At 46.0% G+C, this 16,919-nt stretch carries 18 protein-coding genes; 7 read left to right on the top strand and 11 right to left on the bottom strand.

Going from position 1 to position 16,919, the window contains the following annotated elements; translation table 11 throughout:
* Positions 1-15: 15 nt before the first annotated feature.
* On the top strand, positions 16-579 hold the full coding sequence (locus PCH02S_RS11520; RefSeq protein ID WP_127453059.1) for a 5' nucleotidase, NT5C type: 564 nt from the start codon (positions 16-18) through the stop codon (positions 577-579).
* Positions 580-591: 12 nt separating this feature from the next.
* Here the strand turns inward: PCH02S_RS11520 and PCH02S_RS11515 are convergent, their stop codons facing one another.
* From PCH02S_RS11515 to PCH02S_RS11500, 4 genes are read right to left on the bottom strand one after another with little or no spacing between them, the layout of a single operon-like run.
* The gene (locus PCH02S_RS11515) at positions 592-1,893 is read right to left on the bottom strand and encodes an MBL fold metallo-hydrolase (RefSeq protein ID WP_127453057.1); all 1,302 of its coding nucleotides are present in this window, start codon (positions 1,891-1,893) and stop codon (positions 592-594) included.
* Positions 1,890-3,548: an ABC transporter permease gene (locus PCH02S_RS11510; protein WP_127453055.1), complete on the bottom strand. Its 1,659-nt coding sequence runs from the start codon at positions 3,546-3,548 to the stop codon at positions 1,890-1,892. The genes PCH02S_RS11515 and PCH02S_RS11510 overlap by 4 nt, the downstream gene beginning before the upstream one ends.
* A 24-nt stretch (positions 3,549-3,572) precedes the next feature.
* Positions 3,573-4,679, bottom strand: a complete 1,107-nt coding sequence (locus PCH02S_RS11505; RefSeq protein ID WP_127453053.1) for an ABC transporter substrate-binding protein — start codon at positions 4,677-4,679, stop codon at positions 3,573-3,575.
* A gap of 39 nt (positions 4,680-4,718) precedes the next feature.
* Positions 4,719-5,681 carry an ABC transporter ATP-binding protein gene (locus PCH02S_RS11500; protein ID WP_127453051.1) on the bottom strand — a complete coding sequence of 321 codons (963 nt, stop codon included), beginning with the start codon at positions 5,679-5,681 and terminating at the stop codon, positions 4,719-4,721.
* A gap of 169 nt (positions 5,682-5,850) precedes the next feature.
* Here PCH02S_RS11500 and PCH02S_RS11495 point away from each other — a divergent pair, with 169 nt between their 5' ends.
* Both PCH02S_RS11495 and PCH02S_RS11490 read left to right on the top strand, forming a co-directional pair.
* Positions 5,851-6,750: a LysR family transcriptional regulator gene (locus PCH02S_RS11495; protein WP_127453050.1), complete on the top strand. Its 900-nt coding sequence runs from the start codon at positions 5,851-5,853 to the stop codon at positions 6,748-6,750.
* A 106-nt stretch (positions 6,751-6,856) separates the two neighbouring features.
* Positions 6,857-7,720 (top strand): hypothetical protein, encoded by an 864-nt coding sequence (locus PCH02S_RS11490; protein WP_127453048.1) that lies wholly within the window; start codon positions 6,857-6,859, stop codon positions 7,718-7,720.
* Between the two features lie 94 nt (positions 7,721-7,814).
* On the opposite strand, the gene PCH02S_RS11485 is transcribed toward PCH02S_RS11490, so the two are convergent.
* Positions 7,815-8,678, bottom strand: coding sequence for a transposase (locus PCH02S_RS11485; RefSeq protein WP_127453046.1), 864 nt, complete (start codon positions 8,676-8,678; stop codon positions 7,815-7,817).
* A 271-nt stretch (positions 8,679-8,949) separates the two neighbouring features.
* Here PCH02S_RS11485 and yunB point away from each other — a divergent pair, with 271 nt between their 5' ends.
* Entirely contained in the window at positions 8,950-9,741 is a 792-nt protein-coding gene (yunB, locus tag PCH02S_RS11480; RefSeq protein WP_246069038.1) for a sporulation protein YunB, read from the top strand.
* Positions 9,742-9,750: 9 nt separating this feature from the next.
* On the opposite strand, the gene PCH02S_RS11475 is transcribed toward yunB, so the two are convergent.
* The gene (locus PCH02S_RS11475) at positions 9,751-10,809 is read right to left on the bottom strand and encodes a M23 family metallopeptidase (RefSeq protein WP_407670062.1); all 1,059 of its coding nucleotides are present in this window, start codon (positions 10,807-10,809) and stop codon (positions 9,751-9,753) included.
* Positions 10,810-10,916: 107 nt separating this feature from the next.
* Here PCH02S_RS11475 and larC2 point away from each other — a divergent pair, with 107 nt between their 5' ends.
* Complete coding sequence (gene larC2, locus PCH02S_RS11470; RefSeq protein WP_127453044.1) at positions 10,917-11,402, top strand: nickel pincer cofactor biosynthesis protein LarC2; 486 nt, start codon at positions 10,917-10,919, stop codon at positions 11,400-11,402.
* A gap of 24 nt (positions 11,403-11,426) precedes the next feature.
* Here larC2 and larC read toward each other — a convergent pair whose 3' ends face one another.
* From larC to larE, 3 genes are read right to left on the bottom strand one after another with little or no spacing between them, the layout of a single operon-like run.
* Positions 11,427-12,344, bottom strand: coding sequence for a nickel pincer cofactor biosynthesis protein LarC (gene larC / locus PCH02S_RS11465; RefSeq protein WP_246069037.1), 918 nt, complete (start codon positions 12,342-12,344; stop codon positions 11,427-11,429).
* Positions 12,304-13,080, bottom strand: a complete 777-nt coding sequence (gene larB, locus PCH02S_RS11460; protein ID WP_127453042.1) for a nickel pincer cofactor biosynthesis protein LarB — start codon at positions 13,078-13,080, stop codon at positions 12,304-12,306. The genes larC and larB overlap by 41 nt, the downstream gene beginning before the upstream one ends.
* Entirely contained in the window at positions 13,077-13,925 is an 849-nt protein-coding gene (larE, locus tag PCH02S_RS11455) for an ATP-dependent sacrificial sulfur transferase LarE (protein ID WP_127453040.1), read from the bottom strand. Before larE ends, larB begins: the two co-directional genes overlap by 4 nt.
* 156 nt (positions 13,926-14,081) lie before the next feature.
* Between larE and lipA the strand changes: the two genes are divergently transcribed.
* A complete protein-coding gene (lipA, locus tag PCH02S_RS11450; RefSeq protein ID WP_127453038.1) occupies positions 14,082-14,957 on the top strand; it encodes a lipoyl synthase in 876 nt (291 codons plus the stop codon).
* Between the two features lie 39 nt (positions 14,958-14,996).
* On the top strand, positions 14,997-15,320 hold the full coding sequence (locus PCH02S_RS11445; protein ID WP_127453036.1) for a YutD family protein: 324 nt from the start codon (positions 14,997-14,999) through the stop codon (positions 15,318-15,320).
* A gap of 73 nt (positions 15,321-15,393) precedes the next feature.
* On the opposite strand, the gene PCH02S_RS11440 is transcribed toward PCH02S_RS11445, so the two are convergent.
* Entirely contained in the window at positions 15,394-16,206 is an 813-nt protein-coding gene (locus PCH02S_RS11440; RefSeq protein ID WP_127453034.1) for an NAD kinase, read from the bottom strand.
* A gap of 11 nt (positions 16,207-16,217) precedes the next feature.
* Positions 16,218-16,889, bottom strand: coding sequence for a PilZ domain-containing protein (locus PCH02S_RS11435; RefSeq protein WP_127453032.1), 672 nt, complete (start codon positions 16,887-16,889; stop codon positions 16,218-16,220).
* Positions 16,890-16,919 lie beyond the last annotated feature (30 nt).

Genomic DNA, 16,919 nt, shown 5'->3' with positions numbered 1-16,919 from the left:
AAATGAGGGGCAACGGTGAAATTTGGTTTTGATATTGATGATACACTCATTAATTTAAGAGAACATGCTTTTCACATCTATAATCGCAAGCTGAATCAAAATATCGGATTGGACGTGTTTCAGGCTCTAACTACCATGGAGATTCATGCCGCTTTCGGGTTGACGAAAGAAGAGGGAGGGAAGCTCTGGATGAGCCTCCGCGATGATATTTATTACTCCGACTGTGCTCCATTCCCGCATGCACGTGAAATCTTACACGAGTTAGTTAAACAGGGTCATGAGGTTTACTATATTACGGCAAGAGCGAAAGAGCATACGGAACGGACGCGAGAGTGGCTTATTCAAAATGGTTTTCCCGTTGCGGAAGGTCATTTCTATTGCGGAATGAGTGATTCCGAGAAAGTACATATTATCGAGGACTTGCAATTGGATTATTATTTCGACGATAAGCCGAAAGTCCTGGAAACTTTATCCCAATTGCCAGTGAAAGCTTATGTAAAAGACCGATCCTACAATCAGCATCTCAATTTGCCTCGGATAACTTCTTGGGATCAGTTGTGGGAAGAGCTGAAATCATAATAAGCGGTATGGCTACAAATTGACTGTATCACCCGGTTGTAAGGAAAGTAAATGTTCAATACCTTCAGATGCTAACTGCTTAAGCAGGGCATCTGTTTCTTTTTTTGGGGCATGGACTAGAAGCTTATGTTTGCTGCTTAACGATTGTGTCATCTTGCGCACATCAGGCAACCCTTGATGGATCTTGTATCGAACCATTTTCAATTGACAGCCGCGTTCTTCATTGCTCATCGCTAGAAGCCGCTGCGCTCTTGTTCCCATAGCGACGTGTCCGGTTAAAAGAATGCCATTCGTCATGTTTGTGCGAAACTGCTCGTAGTACCATTGAGATTTGGGAGATTGCATCATTCCATCACTTGTGAACCAGATAGCTGCCCGAGAATTGGCTATATCCTCATTGAATAATCGTTTACGTTGTTCCTCATTGTGGATGAATTCAAAGCTTTCATTATTCAAAGCCTCTGTGACGACGTGTTCCATACCTGGTTTCAACCAATCGGCGTGTTGCAGCATTAGCTCCATAGCCTGAATGAGCTCATATTCGGCCCGTATCGGCGTTGCGGGGAAACGCTGACGCATAAGCAGGAGCAAGTCTTGCCCTCTACCGCAAACAGGAACAGGCAGTAGCAGTTGACCACCTTCATTTAAAATCTCCTCAGCCGTAGTGAAAAGCTTCTCAAGCTTCTCGTTTTGGTACTCCGTGTCGGTGCTATAAGCGGCATCAATAATTGCTGCATCTAGAGGAATGCCTCCATTGATGATGTCCACTGGTACATTTGTGCCCAGAAGCAGGGCATCTTCGCTGTAATCTCCGGAAAAAAACAATCGCTTCCCATCAATTTCTAGAAGCATCCATATCGAACCCAGCATATGACCGCTGCGCCCCCAACATATGCGAAGTGTTGGTGAGAGATCAATCCATTGCTGAGGCGGGGCCATGTCTTCGATGAAAGCGTATTGAACTCGCGCGATATCCGCTTCATCGTAGGGCAATTCTCCACCTTGCAGTTTGACATTTCTCTCCCAAGCGGCATAATACCCAGGAAGCTGTTGTACGGTTAGGCGGGTCGTATATACCTTGCCTGAATAACCAAGCTTGTATAGGGAAGGGATAGCGATTGAGTGATCCTCATGCGCGTGAGAAAGAAATACAGCGTCCAATTCCGCAACCTTGGTCGGATCGATCAGCGGATATTCTCCGAATCCCTCCCGTTTTACACCACAATCGAGCAAAATGGATGTCTGTTCATTACCTATCCAATAACAGGAGCGGCCGTGCTCGCCAGCGCCGCCCCAAACGTTCAATTGCATCATTCCACATTCCACTTTCTGTTCGTATTCATGTTGTTCACAATAAGCAGCAGCACCGTTGTGAGACCGACGGAAACGACGGCCATCGCCATGCCGAGCGAAATTTGACCTTGTTCAAATTGAGCAAAAATATAGGTGGCCGACGTTTGCATCGACGGCGGAAGCACCATCAGCGAGGCGACTAGCTCTCTAAGCGAGATGGTGAAGGTCATCATCCAGCCGGCGACAATACCCGGCAGCAGCAGTGGCAGGACAATACGTCGGAACACGTACAAGGGCTGCCCGCCGAAGACTTGCCCGGCTTGCCGCAAGGATTCGTCCAGCTGGCCGTTACGTGCCTTGACGTATTGCACCGTATATGGCAGGAAGAACACCACGTAAGTGAGGACGACCATGCCGTAGGTGTTGTAGAGATGCAGCGGCATCCATGGCGCATTCCATAACATAATGAGTCCAACGACGAGGACCATATCGGGCACTGTGTTCGGCAGCAGGCTGAACATATCAGTTATGCGCTGCGGCAGCCGTTTGGCGCGGCCGATCGTTAAGGCGAACCAGGTGCCAAGCGCGGCTGCTAAGCAAGCGGCGAGCAGGGCGAGCCCGAGGCTGTTCAGCAGCGCCTTCATGCTTGGTGAGCCCCATTTCAGCAGCTCGCCGTAATGAAGCAGCGTCAGATTGTTCCATGCCAGCCCGCCTCCGCGGAGCTTCATCAGTGAAGCTGAAATGATGGAGAAATACGGGATGCCAATGGATGCAGCGAGTAACAGAGCTACATAAAGCCAGGCTATCGCTTGCTGCCAGCCGAGATAGAAGGAAACTTTGTTACGGGTGCCTTTGCCGCCGACAAGATTATAAGAATTCCGGCGAACTACTACCGACTGGATGTACCAAAGCACAAGACAAGCCAGTAATAAGAGGGAGGCTAGCGATGTTGCTTTCCCAAAGTCGACAGGCCAACTGGAGATTGAGGCTTGGATTTCGGTCGTTAATACGAAATACCCGATACGTCGGCCGAATGTTGCCGGTGTGCCGAATTCAGCCAATGTTTTGACGAAGATAAGCAGTGAGCCCATGATATAGCTGGAGAACACAAGCGGCAGCATGACGCGGCGTAGCGAATAAAAGAAGCTGGCCCCATGAACAGCGGCAGCTTCTTCTTTGTTGCTGCCAATTTGGAGAATCGCATTGCGCAAAATTAAGTACAGAAACGGAAATAAATGAAGGCTCATGATCGTAATCATTCCAAATAAGCTGAAGAACTGGCTGCTAATCCATTGCGCCCCTGGAAAAAATTGCTCAAGATATCCGCGGGGCTGCATAAATAAGATCCATCCCATGGAGCCAATATACGGCGGTGTCATGAAAGGTATGAGCAGCACAATATCGAGCCAACGATGCTTGCGAAGCGGTGTTTTGGCCATGATCCATGCTAAGGGGAGCGCAAGCAGCGTACAACCAACCACGACCCATATACCGAGCATTAAAGAGTGACTGAATACACCAGTCAGATCCTTCTCTAACACGACACGAATGGGTGCCAATAAATCGAGTGAGCCATTCACCCAAATACTTTTGAACGATACAAATAAAAGAGGAAGGACGACCAGCATTGCTAGAAGCAGCAATGCCAGAAACGTCCCCGTACGTTTGAATACCATTTAATCGTCATCCCCGTCCGGAGCTTACTTTTTGAACAACTGCGTAAATTTCTGTGTCACGCCGGCTTGATTATCATTCATCCAATTCCAGTCAACCTTAATGGCAGGAATGTCTTTCGCGCTTACTCTTCCTTGTACTTGGATATCGCTGCGTCCGGAAAGCAGGTAGGAGTCAGTAACCATTTTTTGCGCTTCGTCAGAAAGTAGGTATTCAATAAATGCCTTAGATGCATCTACATTTTTACTGGACTTCATAATCATGGCAGGGCGTGGTGAGATGACTGTCCCACTTGCAGGATAAATTAAATCAATTGGCTCGCCTTTTGCTTTGGAGGCATATGTCATGTAGTCAACGCTTGCCATTACAATGCTTTTAGCACCGGAAATAACAGGATCCATAGCTTCTTGGTTTGCGCCTGCAATAATAGCGCCATTAGCTTTCACTTTACCAAACAAGTCCCAAGCAGAATCACCGTTTTTATTCGCGTAGCCTGTCATGAAATCAAGTGCTGAACCTGACTGAGCAGGATCCGGAATATTCACTTTATCTTTCCATTCTGGTTTGGTTAGATCGCTCCACTCTTTCGGAGGGTTGGTAACCGTCTTGGTGTTGTAAGCAATACCTAGTGCAGACAAGCTGTAGCTGAAATAATTCCCATCTTTATCGGAATAATCTGAAATCAACTTGTCGGCATTTTTAGCTTCTTTGAAAGGTAGTGTTAATCCGCTTTTTGTCATACCAATTGCTGAAGGGAGGGAAGCTAAGACAACGACGTCAACAACAGGATTTGCTTTCTCGGCTTCCATACGAGCTAAAATTTTACCTGTCGTGCCTTGGAACATTTCAACTTCCACACCTGTTTTGGCTTTAAAGCCTTTTTGGATATTGGTAGCGAGATCAGCCGGGCCTGCGCTATAAACAACAATTTTTCCGCTAAGCTTTTTAGCTTCAGGCGTTGGTGCTACTGTTGCGGCAGCCGTTGAAGCAGTTGGCGCAGCTGGAGTAGCAGTAGATGGGCTTGAATTGGAGGTTTTGCTTGCTGTACCGCAGCCAGTTAAGCTAACACCTAATAGAACGGACATCAAAGCTATGGTACTCATTTGAAAGTTTTTCTTCATTTTCGATTTCATTTTACATGCACCCTCTCAATTTTGGTTGATTTCAACTCTCTACAATTCATGAATCTGTTCTTTTGAAATATAAAGGTTTACCTTTTCACCTATCGCCAAGCGTGATGGATGATAGGCCATCCAAACTTCCTTTTCACCAACATCTACACTGATTTCATAGCGCTCGCCGATATAGCTGACAGCTTGTACTACCCCTGAATACACAAGGTCTTCCTCCGTCAAGCGTTCCCACCGGATATGTTCAGGGCGAATGAGCCGCTTGTCCGTCTCCAGCCAATTGGTCTTACCGATAAAACGGGCTGTAAATGGGTGGGTAGGCTTACGATAAATGGCCTCAGGTGTGTCTTTTTGCAAAATGACCCCGCTTTGCATGACGACAATTTCATCCGACATGGACATGGCTTCGATCTGGTCGTGCGTCACATAAATGGCTGTAAAGCCAATATTTCGTACCAGATTCATAAGTTCGATACGCATTTCTTCGCGCAATAGAGCGTCTAAAGCACTCATGGGCTCATCGAATAAGACAAGCTGTGGACGCACCACAATGGCCCGGGCAAGTGCGACCCGCTGTTGTTGTCCGCCGGACAGTTGATGGGGATATCGCTTCTCCATTCCCATAAGTTGAACCAAATCAATAGCTTCCATTGCACGTTGACGCCAATTTGTTGTATCACCTTTTGCCTTGAGTCCAAAAGCAACATTCTCCAAGACCGTCAAATGCGGCCAAAGGGCAAAATCCTGAAACACCATACCAAAATCTCGTTGATGAACCGGGCGGTTAATTCTGCGGCTCTTGGAGAAGAGACAAACATCTCCCAAATGAATCTCACCTTGATCTGGAGACTCTAGACCTGCAATGATTCGGAGCAATGTTGTCTTACCGCACCCAGATGGTCCTAACAAAGTTGTAAATTTCCCTTTGGTAAGGGTTAGTTGAATGTCCTTGAGCGCCGGCGAGGCGCCGAAGGATTTGTTGATACCGTGAAGTTGTAAAGTCATCTCAAGCTTCCTTCCGTTCTTAGGAACAATCTTAGTTTAGGTGAGCAAAATTAGCGGAGTGTCAACTTAAGGTAAATCTATTGTTAAGTTTTTGTTGGGAAACTATTATTCTCCATAGATTTTTTCTATAATGATTTTGCAGGCCATGATGGATAAGGAGAGTTTCTCAATGAACTGGAATTTAATTAAGCTGCAAATCGTAGAGCTACTGGATAAACACAAACGAATTACCACGGTTGCCGATCAATTAGGGTTGAAGCAGCCGACGGTTTCCTTCCATATGAAAAGCTTGGAGCAAGAGTTAGGCGTAGGTTTATTTTATTCAAAAGCAGGAAAAGTACATTTAACAGAAGCGGGACAATCCTTGAACCACTATGCAAAGAAGATTAATGCGTTGGCTCAAGAAGCGGAGAGAGTTGTGAAGGAGTTTGATGAGAGAGGGAGCGGGCATTTGAAGATTGGAGCAAGTTACGTGCCTGGCACGTATGTGCTCCCGAGCATTTTAAGCGGCTTCTCTAAACTTTATCCGCAAATTTCAATTTCGCTTACCATCAGGACCTCTCCAGTCATTCAAGAAATGCTTTTGAATCATGAAATCGATATTGGCATTATGTCGGCGGAGCCTTTTCAGTGGGCGCCCCTAATCGGGGAAACGTTATGTGAGGACGAGCTGGTTTTCTTTTTTAACCCGAAACATCGCTTGGCAAGACAACCTAATCTTCATCCAGAGGTATTAAAGGACGTTCCTTTTATTTTGCATGGACAAGAGTCTAGCACGCGTACCATGACATTAAAATGGGCCAAAAGCTTAGGCATTGAACTGAAACCCGTCATGGAGATGGACTCCTTGGAGGCCATCAAGCAAGCGGTCTTAACCGGCGACAGCGTCTCGATTATTTCAAAGATGGCAATTGCAAAAGAGATGCAGCGAGAAGAGCTGGTGTATCGTGAAATCCCCCAAAATCCCTTTAAACGTTATATCTATTTCACATACAACGAAGATCGGATTCGGTCTTCATTCTTTGATAGTTTTTTCCAGTACTTGCGTGATTGTGTCCAGAGTGAGTAAATTCTTTTACAAAAAAGACACGTTCAGCTGACAATCCAATGACAAAACTTCTTTATGCTCTTGTCTGAGAGGGAAACCTTTCCAAAAACGTAGAGGAGTTGAAATAATGTTTAAGAAAAAGGCATTAAAGTTGGTCATGGCTGCACTCTTAGGAACAAGTGCATTAGTTGGATTTGGGGGTGCCCCTCACTCTGCATCGGCTGCAAGCAACATGGTTCCGGATTATGAGGTCAAGCTTCTTCTTAATCCGAGTGCCGTTCTTGGGTCGGACTTCAAGCTAACAAGCACCGTGAGATCAGCTTTTGGTATGCCGGAAACCGTAACGAAAATGAATGTTCAATTTCTCGACACGAATGCTGAAGATATTTACAACAATGGATGGAGTCCGAGAATTCGCAAAACAGAAGGCGAAAATGATTTCGAACTTAGTTATAAAAAACGTTATGCCATCACAGGTAATGATATCAATGGCGCGCTAACTTTAGCTAACCAAGAGGGCTTCAATGCAGGGGATACAGGATATGAAGCTCAAGTTGAATGGGGTTACCAAAAGAAAACCTTAAGTATTACTCGTACGAAAAGTGGCAGCAAATCAGGTTATAGCGGTATGGATCTTCCTAACCAAGCTGATTCACGCAGTCTTCTTATCAACAATGCTCCTGATAAATTTAATAACTGGGTCTCAAGCGGATGGGGGACTAGTAAACTGTCTTCCTCCCGTATTTATGGCCCTGTACTTGCCAAACGTTCGATTGGTACTTGGAGCGGTCAGCAACTATACATCGAAGTATGGCCAATGCGGAATGCAGCAGGCACAGGGACAGAGTATGTTGTAGAAGCATCATTCAAAACAACTAGTCAATCGACAGCTTCAGCCAAGCATGATGAACTCATTACGTATTTGCAAGGTAAAGGATGGTTTCTAGCTCAAGATTCTTTGAAAACTCAGCTGATTATGGATCGTTACTAATCTTTTATCACTAATACATGTAAATTTCTGAGCCACCTTCCTTGAAGGTGGTTTAATATATGTTGGCTCTGCATATAGCCACTATCCCCGTGACTCAGATCATTTGTATGTGTGTGCCGTTTTCGGAAAAACAAAGCTCGCTTAAATGAGTGAAAATAGAAATGTTCCTTGCGGAGAGGTTCCTGCGATAGCAAAATTCGTCTAAATATGCTTGTAAGTGTTTGGCTCCAAGACCATGAAAGGTTTGGTTAATCCAGCTGCTAGCTTGTTTGGCAATTTCGAGCAATGGACGTAGACGTTGTGGAGTGTAGAAACCAGTAATAATCTCGACATTCTGTGTGTCAGTTTCAATATGCTGTTTGCGAAATGTACGAATTTCGTTACGAGAAATATGCCTTTCCTTTGGGGATGAAAGCTGTATATGTTTTATTTTGATGTAGCTGGAGTCGCATGATTCATTACTTGATGAACCTACGAGAAGAAGGTGCTCTTGTGGGTGTCTATGGACAGAAGGATTGAATGGGCGGCCATAAATGGCTGAATGAATTCGAACGGAGCCTGAGAGGAGACTCTGTGTGTCGGAGTTTTGAATAAAGGATCGAATCTTATGTAAGATTAGCCAAGCGGTTTTGTAAGTAACCTGAATGAGATTGGAAAGACTCATAGCTGTAGTTCCCTGATCGGTACGGGAGACGAGGAATATGGCTAACAGCCATTTGCGCAGCTCGGTTCGGCTACCTTCCATAATGGTTCCTGAGATTAGAGAGGCTTGATAACGACAATCGCTGCATTCGTATAAAGGATGTTTACGAGTTTTGGTTATATAGGCATGTCGATGGCTGCACTTTGGGCAGATAAAGCCTTCAGGCCATTTCATGTGAAAAATATATTGCGCGCAAAGATCTTCAGTGGAGAAACGACTCTTAAACTGCTCGTAAGACATATAAGAAAAATCCATCTAGCCCTCCCTGAAATGAAAATTGAGAACTTATGTTCCTATTCAAATAATATCAAACATACGTTCTTATTGCAATACATTTTTGGAAATAATTATATGTAAAATCATTTTTATACTTCTGAGTGAATGGGATAGTGCCCATAGCATATGAACAATGGAACAGTAGAGGGGGGCGGGATCCAGCGGGAAGAAGGACAGCTCCTAGGCTTCTTTTTCACTCCATGTCCGCATAAGGTAGTACTAATGACAAGCGGGGCAAGGGGGGAATGGGATGCTGCAAAGGCGACGGTGGAGAAGCAGACCTACAGGGAAATCAAACCGCAAAAAGGTGCTGTTAATCAGTCTTCTCATCTTTGTCTTATTTTGTGTGCAGTTTTTTATTTATGTTGAACACAATCTTAGACCACCACTGATGAACTTGGCGAAAGTTCGAATTAAGCAGATTGCCACTCAGGCGATCAATAGCGCCATTGCGGATCATGTGGCAGGGAATACGAAAGCAGAGCAGCTTATCGATTGGAAAATGGATAAAAATGGAAAAATAACAGGTTTCATGTTAAATTATAATGAACATATGCGCATCACATCAGATACAATAAAAACCGTGCAAGGTGAGCTTGATCATTTACAATCCATCTCTGAGCACATTCCAGTTGGGCAAGCGATGAACAGTGCGATTCTCGCTTCGTTTGGTCCTGATATTCCAATTAGGCTGCTGCCGGTTGGCAATGTGAAAGTTGATTTAAACACGCGCTCTCAAAATGCAGGGATTAATATGGTGATGTTTGAAGTTTATGTCCGCATTATTGCTGAAGTATCGGTTATTATCCCCTTTGACTCAGATACAGAGATTGTAGAAACGGAGATACCAATTTCATACTCCCTTGTAGTTGGGGATGTTCCAACTTATTATTACGATAACAAAGGCAATCCTGTAGGAGGGAGTAAGGACGCAGGACTGCCCAGCTTATCGCTTCCGCAGGTTCCGAATGTCGGAACAACGGCACCAAAGGGAGACGCAATTCAATCACAAGAAACGATACAAAAAGAGCCGACTCCATAAGGGAGCGGCTTATTTTCTTCTTTTATTTTGATCTTCGCGTTCCCATTTTCGGAGAGAGGGGTAAGGGTCGAAGCTCCATTCCGTTAACCCATTATCCCGATAAAGACCAAAATGGAGATGGGGCGGAAATTTCCCTGACGTTCCAGGTTTGCCGTAACCCGAGCTGCCAACCCAACCGATGGTTTGCCCGGGTTTGACAATATCATTTTCTTTGAGACTTTTTTGAAAGCCGGAAAGATGGGCGTAGTAATGATATATATTGTTCACATCGCGAATCCCAATTCGCCACCCGCCATATGGATTCCAACCTTTCACTTCTACTATACCGTAGCAAGTGCTTCTGACAGGCACTCCATGCCGAGCAAATAAATCCGTTCCTTCATGAGAGCGGTGCCCTCCCCAGCCGCGGCTGTCTCCCCAAGTGCTACGATAGGAGTAGTCCGCGCTCACTGGAAGTGGGAATGCATGTTCTCCAAGGTCGAGTGTGCCAAGTGTATTAAAAATAGTAGCAAATTGTTTGATGCGCTCGACGCTGCGTGAGTTTTGATAATAATTCCATAGGTTAATGAGTAAATTTTCCTCTTTTGTTCCGTTTCTACTCATGAGAAAGGCCATTGAGGCTAATAAATCCAGATCGTTGTTTCGTTCTGCGATCCCATCCCCCGAGCCATCTCGTCCGTAGCCGTGAAAAAAGGAAATGCTTTTTGGATTCGTATCCTGTTGGTCTGGATTCAGCATGCCGGCCCAATCCGACTCAGGGAAGTAGATGCTTGTAATTCCTTTGTGCACAGGCCTTTTCTTAGCAATATTCATTGTTCTTTCATATTGATCGACAGCAGCTAAGTAAGCCCAAGGGATATCAGAAATTATACTCGTTTTCTCAAATAGTTCTTTCCGCTCAGCGTTCAGGTTGGGGTTAACCTTCGACGGAGCTGGGGCATAAGACTGTTCAGATCCAGCAGCTTGGGAAGCCGCCATACGTGAGTAAGTCCCTGATTCGGCTACTGATAGGAGGAGGCAACAAGCTAGAACCCGCGCCAAAAAAGGTTTGCTTTTCATCACTATCATCCTTCCTGAAATGTTAGTTCTTAGGATGTACTCTTCTGTGGATGTTTATCCTTACAACTTTCGTATTCAACCATTTTTTGCTATGATGCCTGTATGAGGTGAGAAGAGTGAGTTTTAATCACAGGGAAGAGCATGTTGACGATGGGATGTTGTTAATTCAGGCGAACTTGGATGATATGAATCCAGAGTGGGTTTCTTATATTATGGACAAGCTCTTCGATGTTGGAGCTAATGATGTCTATGTGGTACCGATTATTATGAAAAAAGGGCGGCCAGGCATTATGTTGAATGTGCTGGTTGAAGCGGCACGACTTTCTTCCATAGAAGACGTAATCTTTAGCGAAACAACGACGCTGGGCATTCGATATATGCACGCTTCCTGCCATAGATTAGGTAGAGAATTCGAGCAAGTGGATACCAAATGGGGATTATTAACGGTAAAAGTAGGTTATCACCAAGGTAAATTGGTGCAGTATGCCCCTGAATTTAAAGAATGTGAACGGATAGCCAAAGAGTATCAAGTACCGTTGAAATTGGTCTATGAAGAAGTTAGAATGCAGTTTATGCTGCAGCACAAAAAAGCCTCCTCCTAAAGTTCAGGAAGAGGCTTTTTGCTCTTATTGATGATCGTGCGTATGCGGGTGTTGATGATCATGATCATGGTGGTGATGGTGATCGTCATGAGAATGGCCATGAGAATGGTTATGTTCATGCGCGATGTGCTCATGACCGACTTGCCATTTCCCAATGAAAGGATCCACTTTACCGACGACGACACGAAGCACGTTAGGTTGATTAGGCAAATCCCTTGTGCCTGCCCCGTATCCGATGGTGTCTACGATCATTGGCGGAAAGCTTTTGGAGAACTCGTCCACTATTCCGGAAATAATACCTGCGCCAGTTGGCGTGGTCATTTCAAGGCTATGGTTCGTTGAAGCGATAGGTAAACCACGCATCATTTCCAAGGTTGCCGGAGCGGGAACCGGGTATGTGCCATGATCAATATGAATGATTCCTGAGCCTAACGGTACAGGGGATGCGAAGATGCGCTCGATTTGCAAAGAGTCGATAGCCAAGGCTACACCGACGATGTCGACAATGGAGTCGATAGCTCCGACTTCGTGGAAATGCACTTTTTCAACTGGAATTCCGTGGATTTTCGCTTCAGCGATGCCAATTTTCTCAAAAATGGCTAAGCTGAGCGATGTGACACGATCATTAAATCCAGCTCCTTGAATGACTTTGACAATTTCTGAGTAATGACGATGTTTCTTAGGCGGGAACTCCGGATCTAGGATAACGTCCAATTTAAGTGCGGAAATTCCACGCTTAATTACACGCTTCCATTCCAGGACATACGGTTCAAGCTTAATTTTGGTTAGCTCGCTTTCAATATAAGCCCGGTCTGCCCCTGCATCAACCAAAGCGCCAAGTGTCATATCGCCGCTGATTCCGGAGAAGCAGTCCAAATATAGAATACGCATGGTACGAATCTCACGCTCGTTTCGACATATTTTTGTTAATGAGCCCTGCATAATAGCCAGCTCCAAAGCCGTTGTCAATGTTTACGACAGAGATACCAGGTGAACAACTGTTTAACATGGACAAGAGCGGAGCCACGCCTGCAAGGTGTGCGCCATACCCGATGCTCGTCGGCACAGCGACGACAGGTTTGGATACGAGCCCGCCAAGCACGCTGGCGAGCGCGCCTTCCATGCCGGCAACGACCACAATCGCGTTAGCACCGCGAATAAGTTCCAGCCGGCGGAAGAGCCGGTGAATGCCGGCTACACCAACGTCGAAAACGCGTTCGACGTGGCTGCCCAGGCATTCTGCCGTAAGAGCGGCCTCCTCCGCCACGGGGAGGTCGGAGGTCCCTGCGCACACGACGGCGATGTATCCGTCGTGGACTTTCAACATCGGTCGCTTGAACCAAGTGAGCGCCCTGGCTGTTTCGTGGTAGGTGACGCCTTCCACGGCAGCGATAACATGGGCGGCTTTGACTGCGTCGACCCGCGTAGCTAACACGCGGTCGGTGTGTTCCATCAGCCGCCGAAAGATGGCCTCGATCTGCTCGGCGGTTTTGCCTTCCCCGAATATAACCTCGGGGAAGCCAGTGCGCTTCTCGCGATCGATGTCCAGTTGGGCAAATCCGAGATCAAGGTTGCCGGGGCCTTCGCCGCCGCCCTCCTTGATGATTTGCCTTTTGGCTTCTTCGACGTCCAGATCGCCCGTCTGTACGAGTTTCAAAATCTTTTCCAAGTCCATCATAAGGATGCTTCTTTCACCTTTTCTTTGGTTTCCTTAGACAGCACTTCGTTCATGCTGCCAGTTCGGTAGCCTTGCAGATCCAGCGTTACGTAAGTAAAGCCGAGCTTACTGAACTTTTCATAGATTGCGTCGCGATGCTCCACCACTTTATGTATTTCATCCGGCATGACTTCGATCCGGGCAATTTTCTCATGGTGACGTACGCGTACTTGATATAAACCAAGCTGTGAAAGGAAGTACTCGCCTTCGTCCAGCTGGTCAATCTTCCACTTCTCAATTTGTGTTCCGTAGGGGATACGGGAGGACAGGCAAGCAAAAGAAGGTTTATTCCAAGTGCGTAAACCTAATTCTTTGGAAAGCTGTCTGATTTCATCTTTGGTCATCCCAGCCTCTTGTAGCGTACTGCGGACACCCTGTTCGTTCTTGGCTTGCAGCCCCGGTCTGTAATCACCGAGATCGTCCATATTGGAACCATCCAGAATATAGGGATAACCTAATTCTTTGGCTAATTGCTGCAGATGTGAATAAAGACCCGTTTTGCAATGGTAGCAGCGGTCCGGATTATTGGCGACGAAATTGGCATTCTCCAATTCTTTGACCTCTGTTTTGTACAGCGGGACACCAATTTGTTCAGCAAGCTCAACGGCTGCATCGAATTCCCGTGTAGGGAATGTTTCGGATGCGGCTGTGACGGCCAGAACTTGATCACCGAGCTCTTGCTGTGCACGCTTGAGGACAAATGTGCTGTCTACTCCGCCGGAAAAGGCGATCAATACTCGACCCATGCCTCTTAAAATTTCGCCAAGCTTGCGATCCTTCTCTCGCGTTACTTCTTGTATGCTCATGTTTCTTTCCTCCCATACAGCCTATATGTAAATAGCTGAGCTGTTTTGGTCCATCTAGATAAGTGTATCACAACTGGCTGGCAAAGTGGATTGTTTTGTCAGGCATTCATGATATAATAACAACATTGAGAAACCAAATAAAAGGCGGGAAATATAATGCCTACAAAACCATTAGAGAGAAAACCAGACTGGTTAAAAATTAATCTGAAAACAGATGAAAATTTCAAAGAAATTAAATCAATGATGCGTTCGAAGACGCTGCATACGGTTTGTGAAGAAGCTAAATGCCCAAACATTCATGAATGCTGGGCGAATCGAACGGCTACGTTCATGATTTTGGGTGACATCTGTACGCGTGCCTGCCGTTTTTGCGCTGTGAAAACAGGGCTGCCTACGGAGCTTGATCTGCAAGAGCCTGAACGCGTGGCTGATGCTGCTTTACAAATGGGGCTGCGCCACTGCGTTGTAACTTCTGTTGCACGTGATGATTTGCAGGATGGCGGCGCGATGATCTTCGCCGAAACCATCAAAGCGATTCGCCGCAAGCTGCCGCTTTGCACGGTAGAAGTGCTGATTCCTGATTTCTTGGGCCGTGAAGAATCTTTGGTTACGGTTCTTGAAGCGAAGCCGGATATTCTAAATCACAATATGGAGACCGTGGAACGCATGTCCGACCGCGTCCGCTCCAAGGCGAAATATCGCCGTTCGTTGGAGCTGCTTCAACGTTCCAAACGCATTGCTCCTAGCATCCCGACCAAATCCAGCGTCATGATTGGCGTAGGGGAGGAGTGGGACGAGTTGTTGCAGACGATGGACGATTTGCGAGCCGTCGATTGCGATATTATGACGATTGGGCAGTATTTGCAGCCGTCGACAACTCACCTGGCCGTGTCCAAATATTACACACCTGAGCAATTTGCTGTTCTCAAAGAAGAAGGCATGAAGCGTGGATTCAAACACGTTGAGTCTGGGCCATTGGTGCGCAGCTCCTACCATGCCCATGAGCAGGTTAAATCCGCATCGAACGTTTAGAACACAAACGAGTCATAGAAAGGAGAGCTTTCTACCATCATGATTCATATTGCCAATAAAACATACGAGCTCGTTACCGACCATAAAAATGGCTGGAACTTTGAAGTATTTAAAGAACGCTTCAGCGAAGTTTTAGAGCGTTATGATTATATTGTTGGCGATTGGGGGTACAGCCAATTAAGGCTGAGAGGTTTCTTCAAGGAAATCCACCCCAAAGCAACGAAGGAAACCTCCATTGCCGCTCTTCAGGATTACTTGAATGAGTACTGCAACTTTGGCTGCGCGTATTTCATTATTGAAAAAGTAAATGGAAACAAGCAGCAACAGCAGGTTCCTTCTGAGCCATCGACGACCACGTCATAGGAGTTAAATGAGCAATTAACTAAAAAGACGCCATTCCCACTCGCAAGAGGAAGGAAGGCGTCTTTTTTCTGGCTTATTTTAACTCTAATCCTACAAAAGCTTCGCGAACCCTGTTCCAGAAAGGGAAAGGACGGAATCTGGCAAACTTTACTTTGACATGGGAAGCAACGCGGCAGCGAATAGAAACGACATCGTTGCGCTGCATGTACTTATGATCAAGAGAAAGCAGCATATTCTGATGTGCTTTGGGATAAATGTCACAGTGATGGTGCGCTGGCAAAATCATGGACGAGCCTAAAGTTCGGTAAACTCTATTGTTGATTGAAGCAATCTCGGCAACCTGAATGGCTTCCAAAGAAGGATGCACCATGGCTCCGCCCAAGCTTTTGTTGTAAGCCGTGCTTCCCGCCGGCGAGGATATGCAGATTCCGTCACCGCGGAACATCTCGAACATTTCGTCGTTGATGTGCAGACGTGCAACGAGCGATACTTCAATGCCCCGCAGCGTAAATTCGTTGAGAGCCAGGTGCGTCTCCACGCCATTTTCAGTTGTGATTTCGATCTCGACAACAGGATACTGGACAACATGAAGGTCCTCAGGGGTGCTCACATTGAACACGAGTGAAGCTAGATGATCTAATTCGTGCGGCTTCCAGTCTGCGAAAAAGCCTAGATGTCCGGTATGAAGCCCGACGAAAGCAATGTGATCTAATCGATGTACATAATTGTGAAAGGCTTGCAGCATCGTCCCATCTCCACCAATGGAAAGGACAATGTCGGGATTCTCTTCATCCCTTGGCATACCTTGTTCTGCGGCGAGCGCGTGGAACCGTGCAGTCAGCTCCTTGGAGATATCATCGCCTCGTTCAATGACGTTGTATTTCAATCGTTTTCCTCCTATTGAAGCGTGCAGTATTTGTCAATTTCTTGCAGGATAGATTCAGGTGTATGCCGAAATTTGGCAGCGACACGATAGGAATCGTTGCTGAAATTTGTCACCCTTATGATTTCGCCATAAGCGGTAATGGGCTGGGGAAACCCTGATAGTAAGAAGCTGAATTCCAGAAATAAGGGATAAAAAAGCCGATTTGTCGTAACAAAAGAAAGACCCCCTGCACTGATATCAAGCAGCTGTCCGGAGAAAGCGACGCCCTTGCGTGCGGATAAGCCGCGAATGCCGACAATTTGAAGGGTAATGGGTGTTCGAAGGGAGATCTTGGCCCGGTTGTGCTGTCGGTTCTGATGCTGCTGAATCTCTTCGGGAATAGATAGCGTGAGGTAACAAATCGCTTTTTTTAACTCAAGTTGAAGTAACTCCACGTGCGTATAGTATAAAATTCCACGGTCTTTAAAAGAAAATTCAATAAAAGAAACATGTTCAAGTTTGTCGAATGGAAACACGCCGACGAGCTCTAAACAAACTGTGAAGGAATCTTCTCCAATTTTATCAATGTAGAAATTATCTTCATAGCAAAAAGGCTGTCCATCTTTGGACTCACCGACAACAATCAAATGACAATCGGAGTTCGGTGCGATATATGCCAATTCTAGTGCCTTATTCCAATCCATAGCATCACCAAGTGGTTAGATTTGCATTCA

The organism is Paenibacillus chondroitinus NBRC 15376, assembly GCF_004000765.1.
In the GTDB taxonomy this organism is placed as follows: Bacteria; Bacillota; Bacilli; order Paenibacillales; family NBRC-103111; genus Paenibacillus_E; species Paenibacillus_E chondroitinus.
Note: the sequence above shows the minus strand (reverse complement) of the source record. Positions and strands in the feature narration are given on the sequence as shown.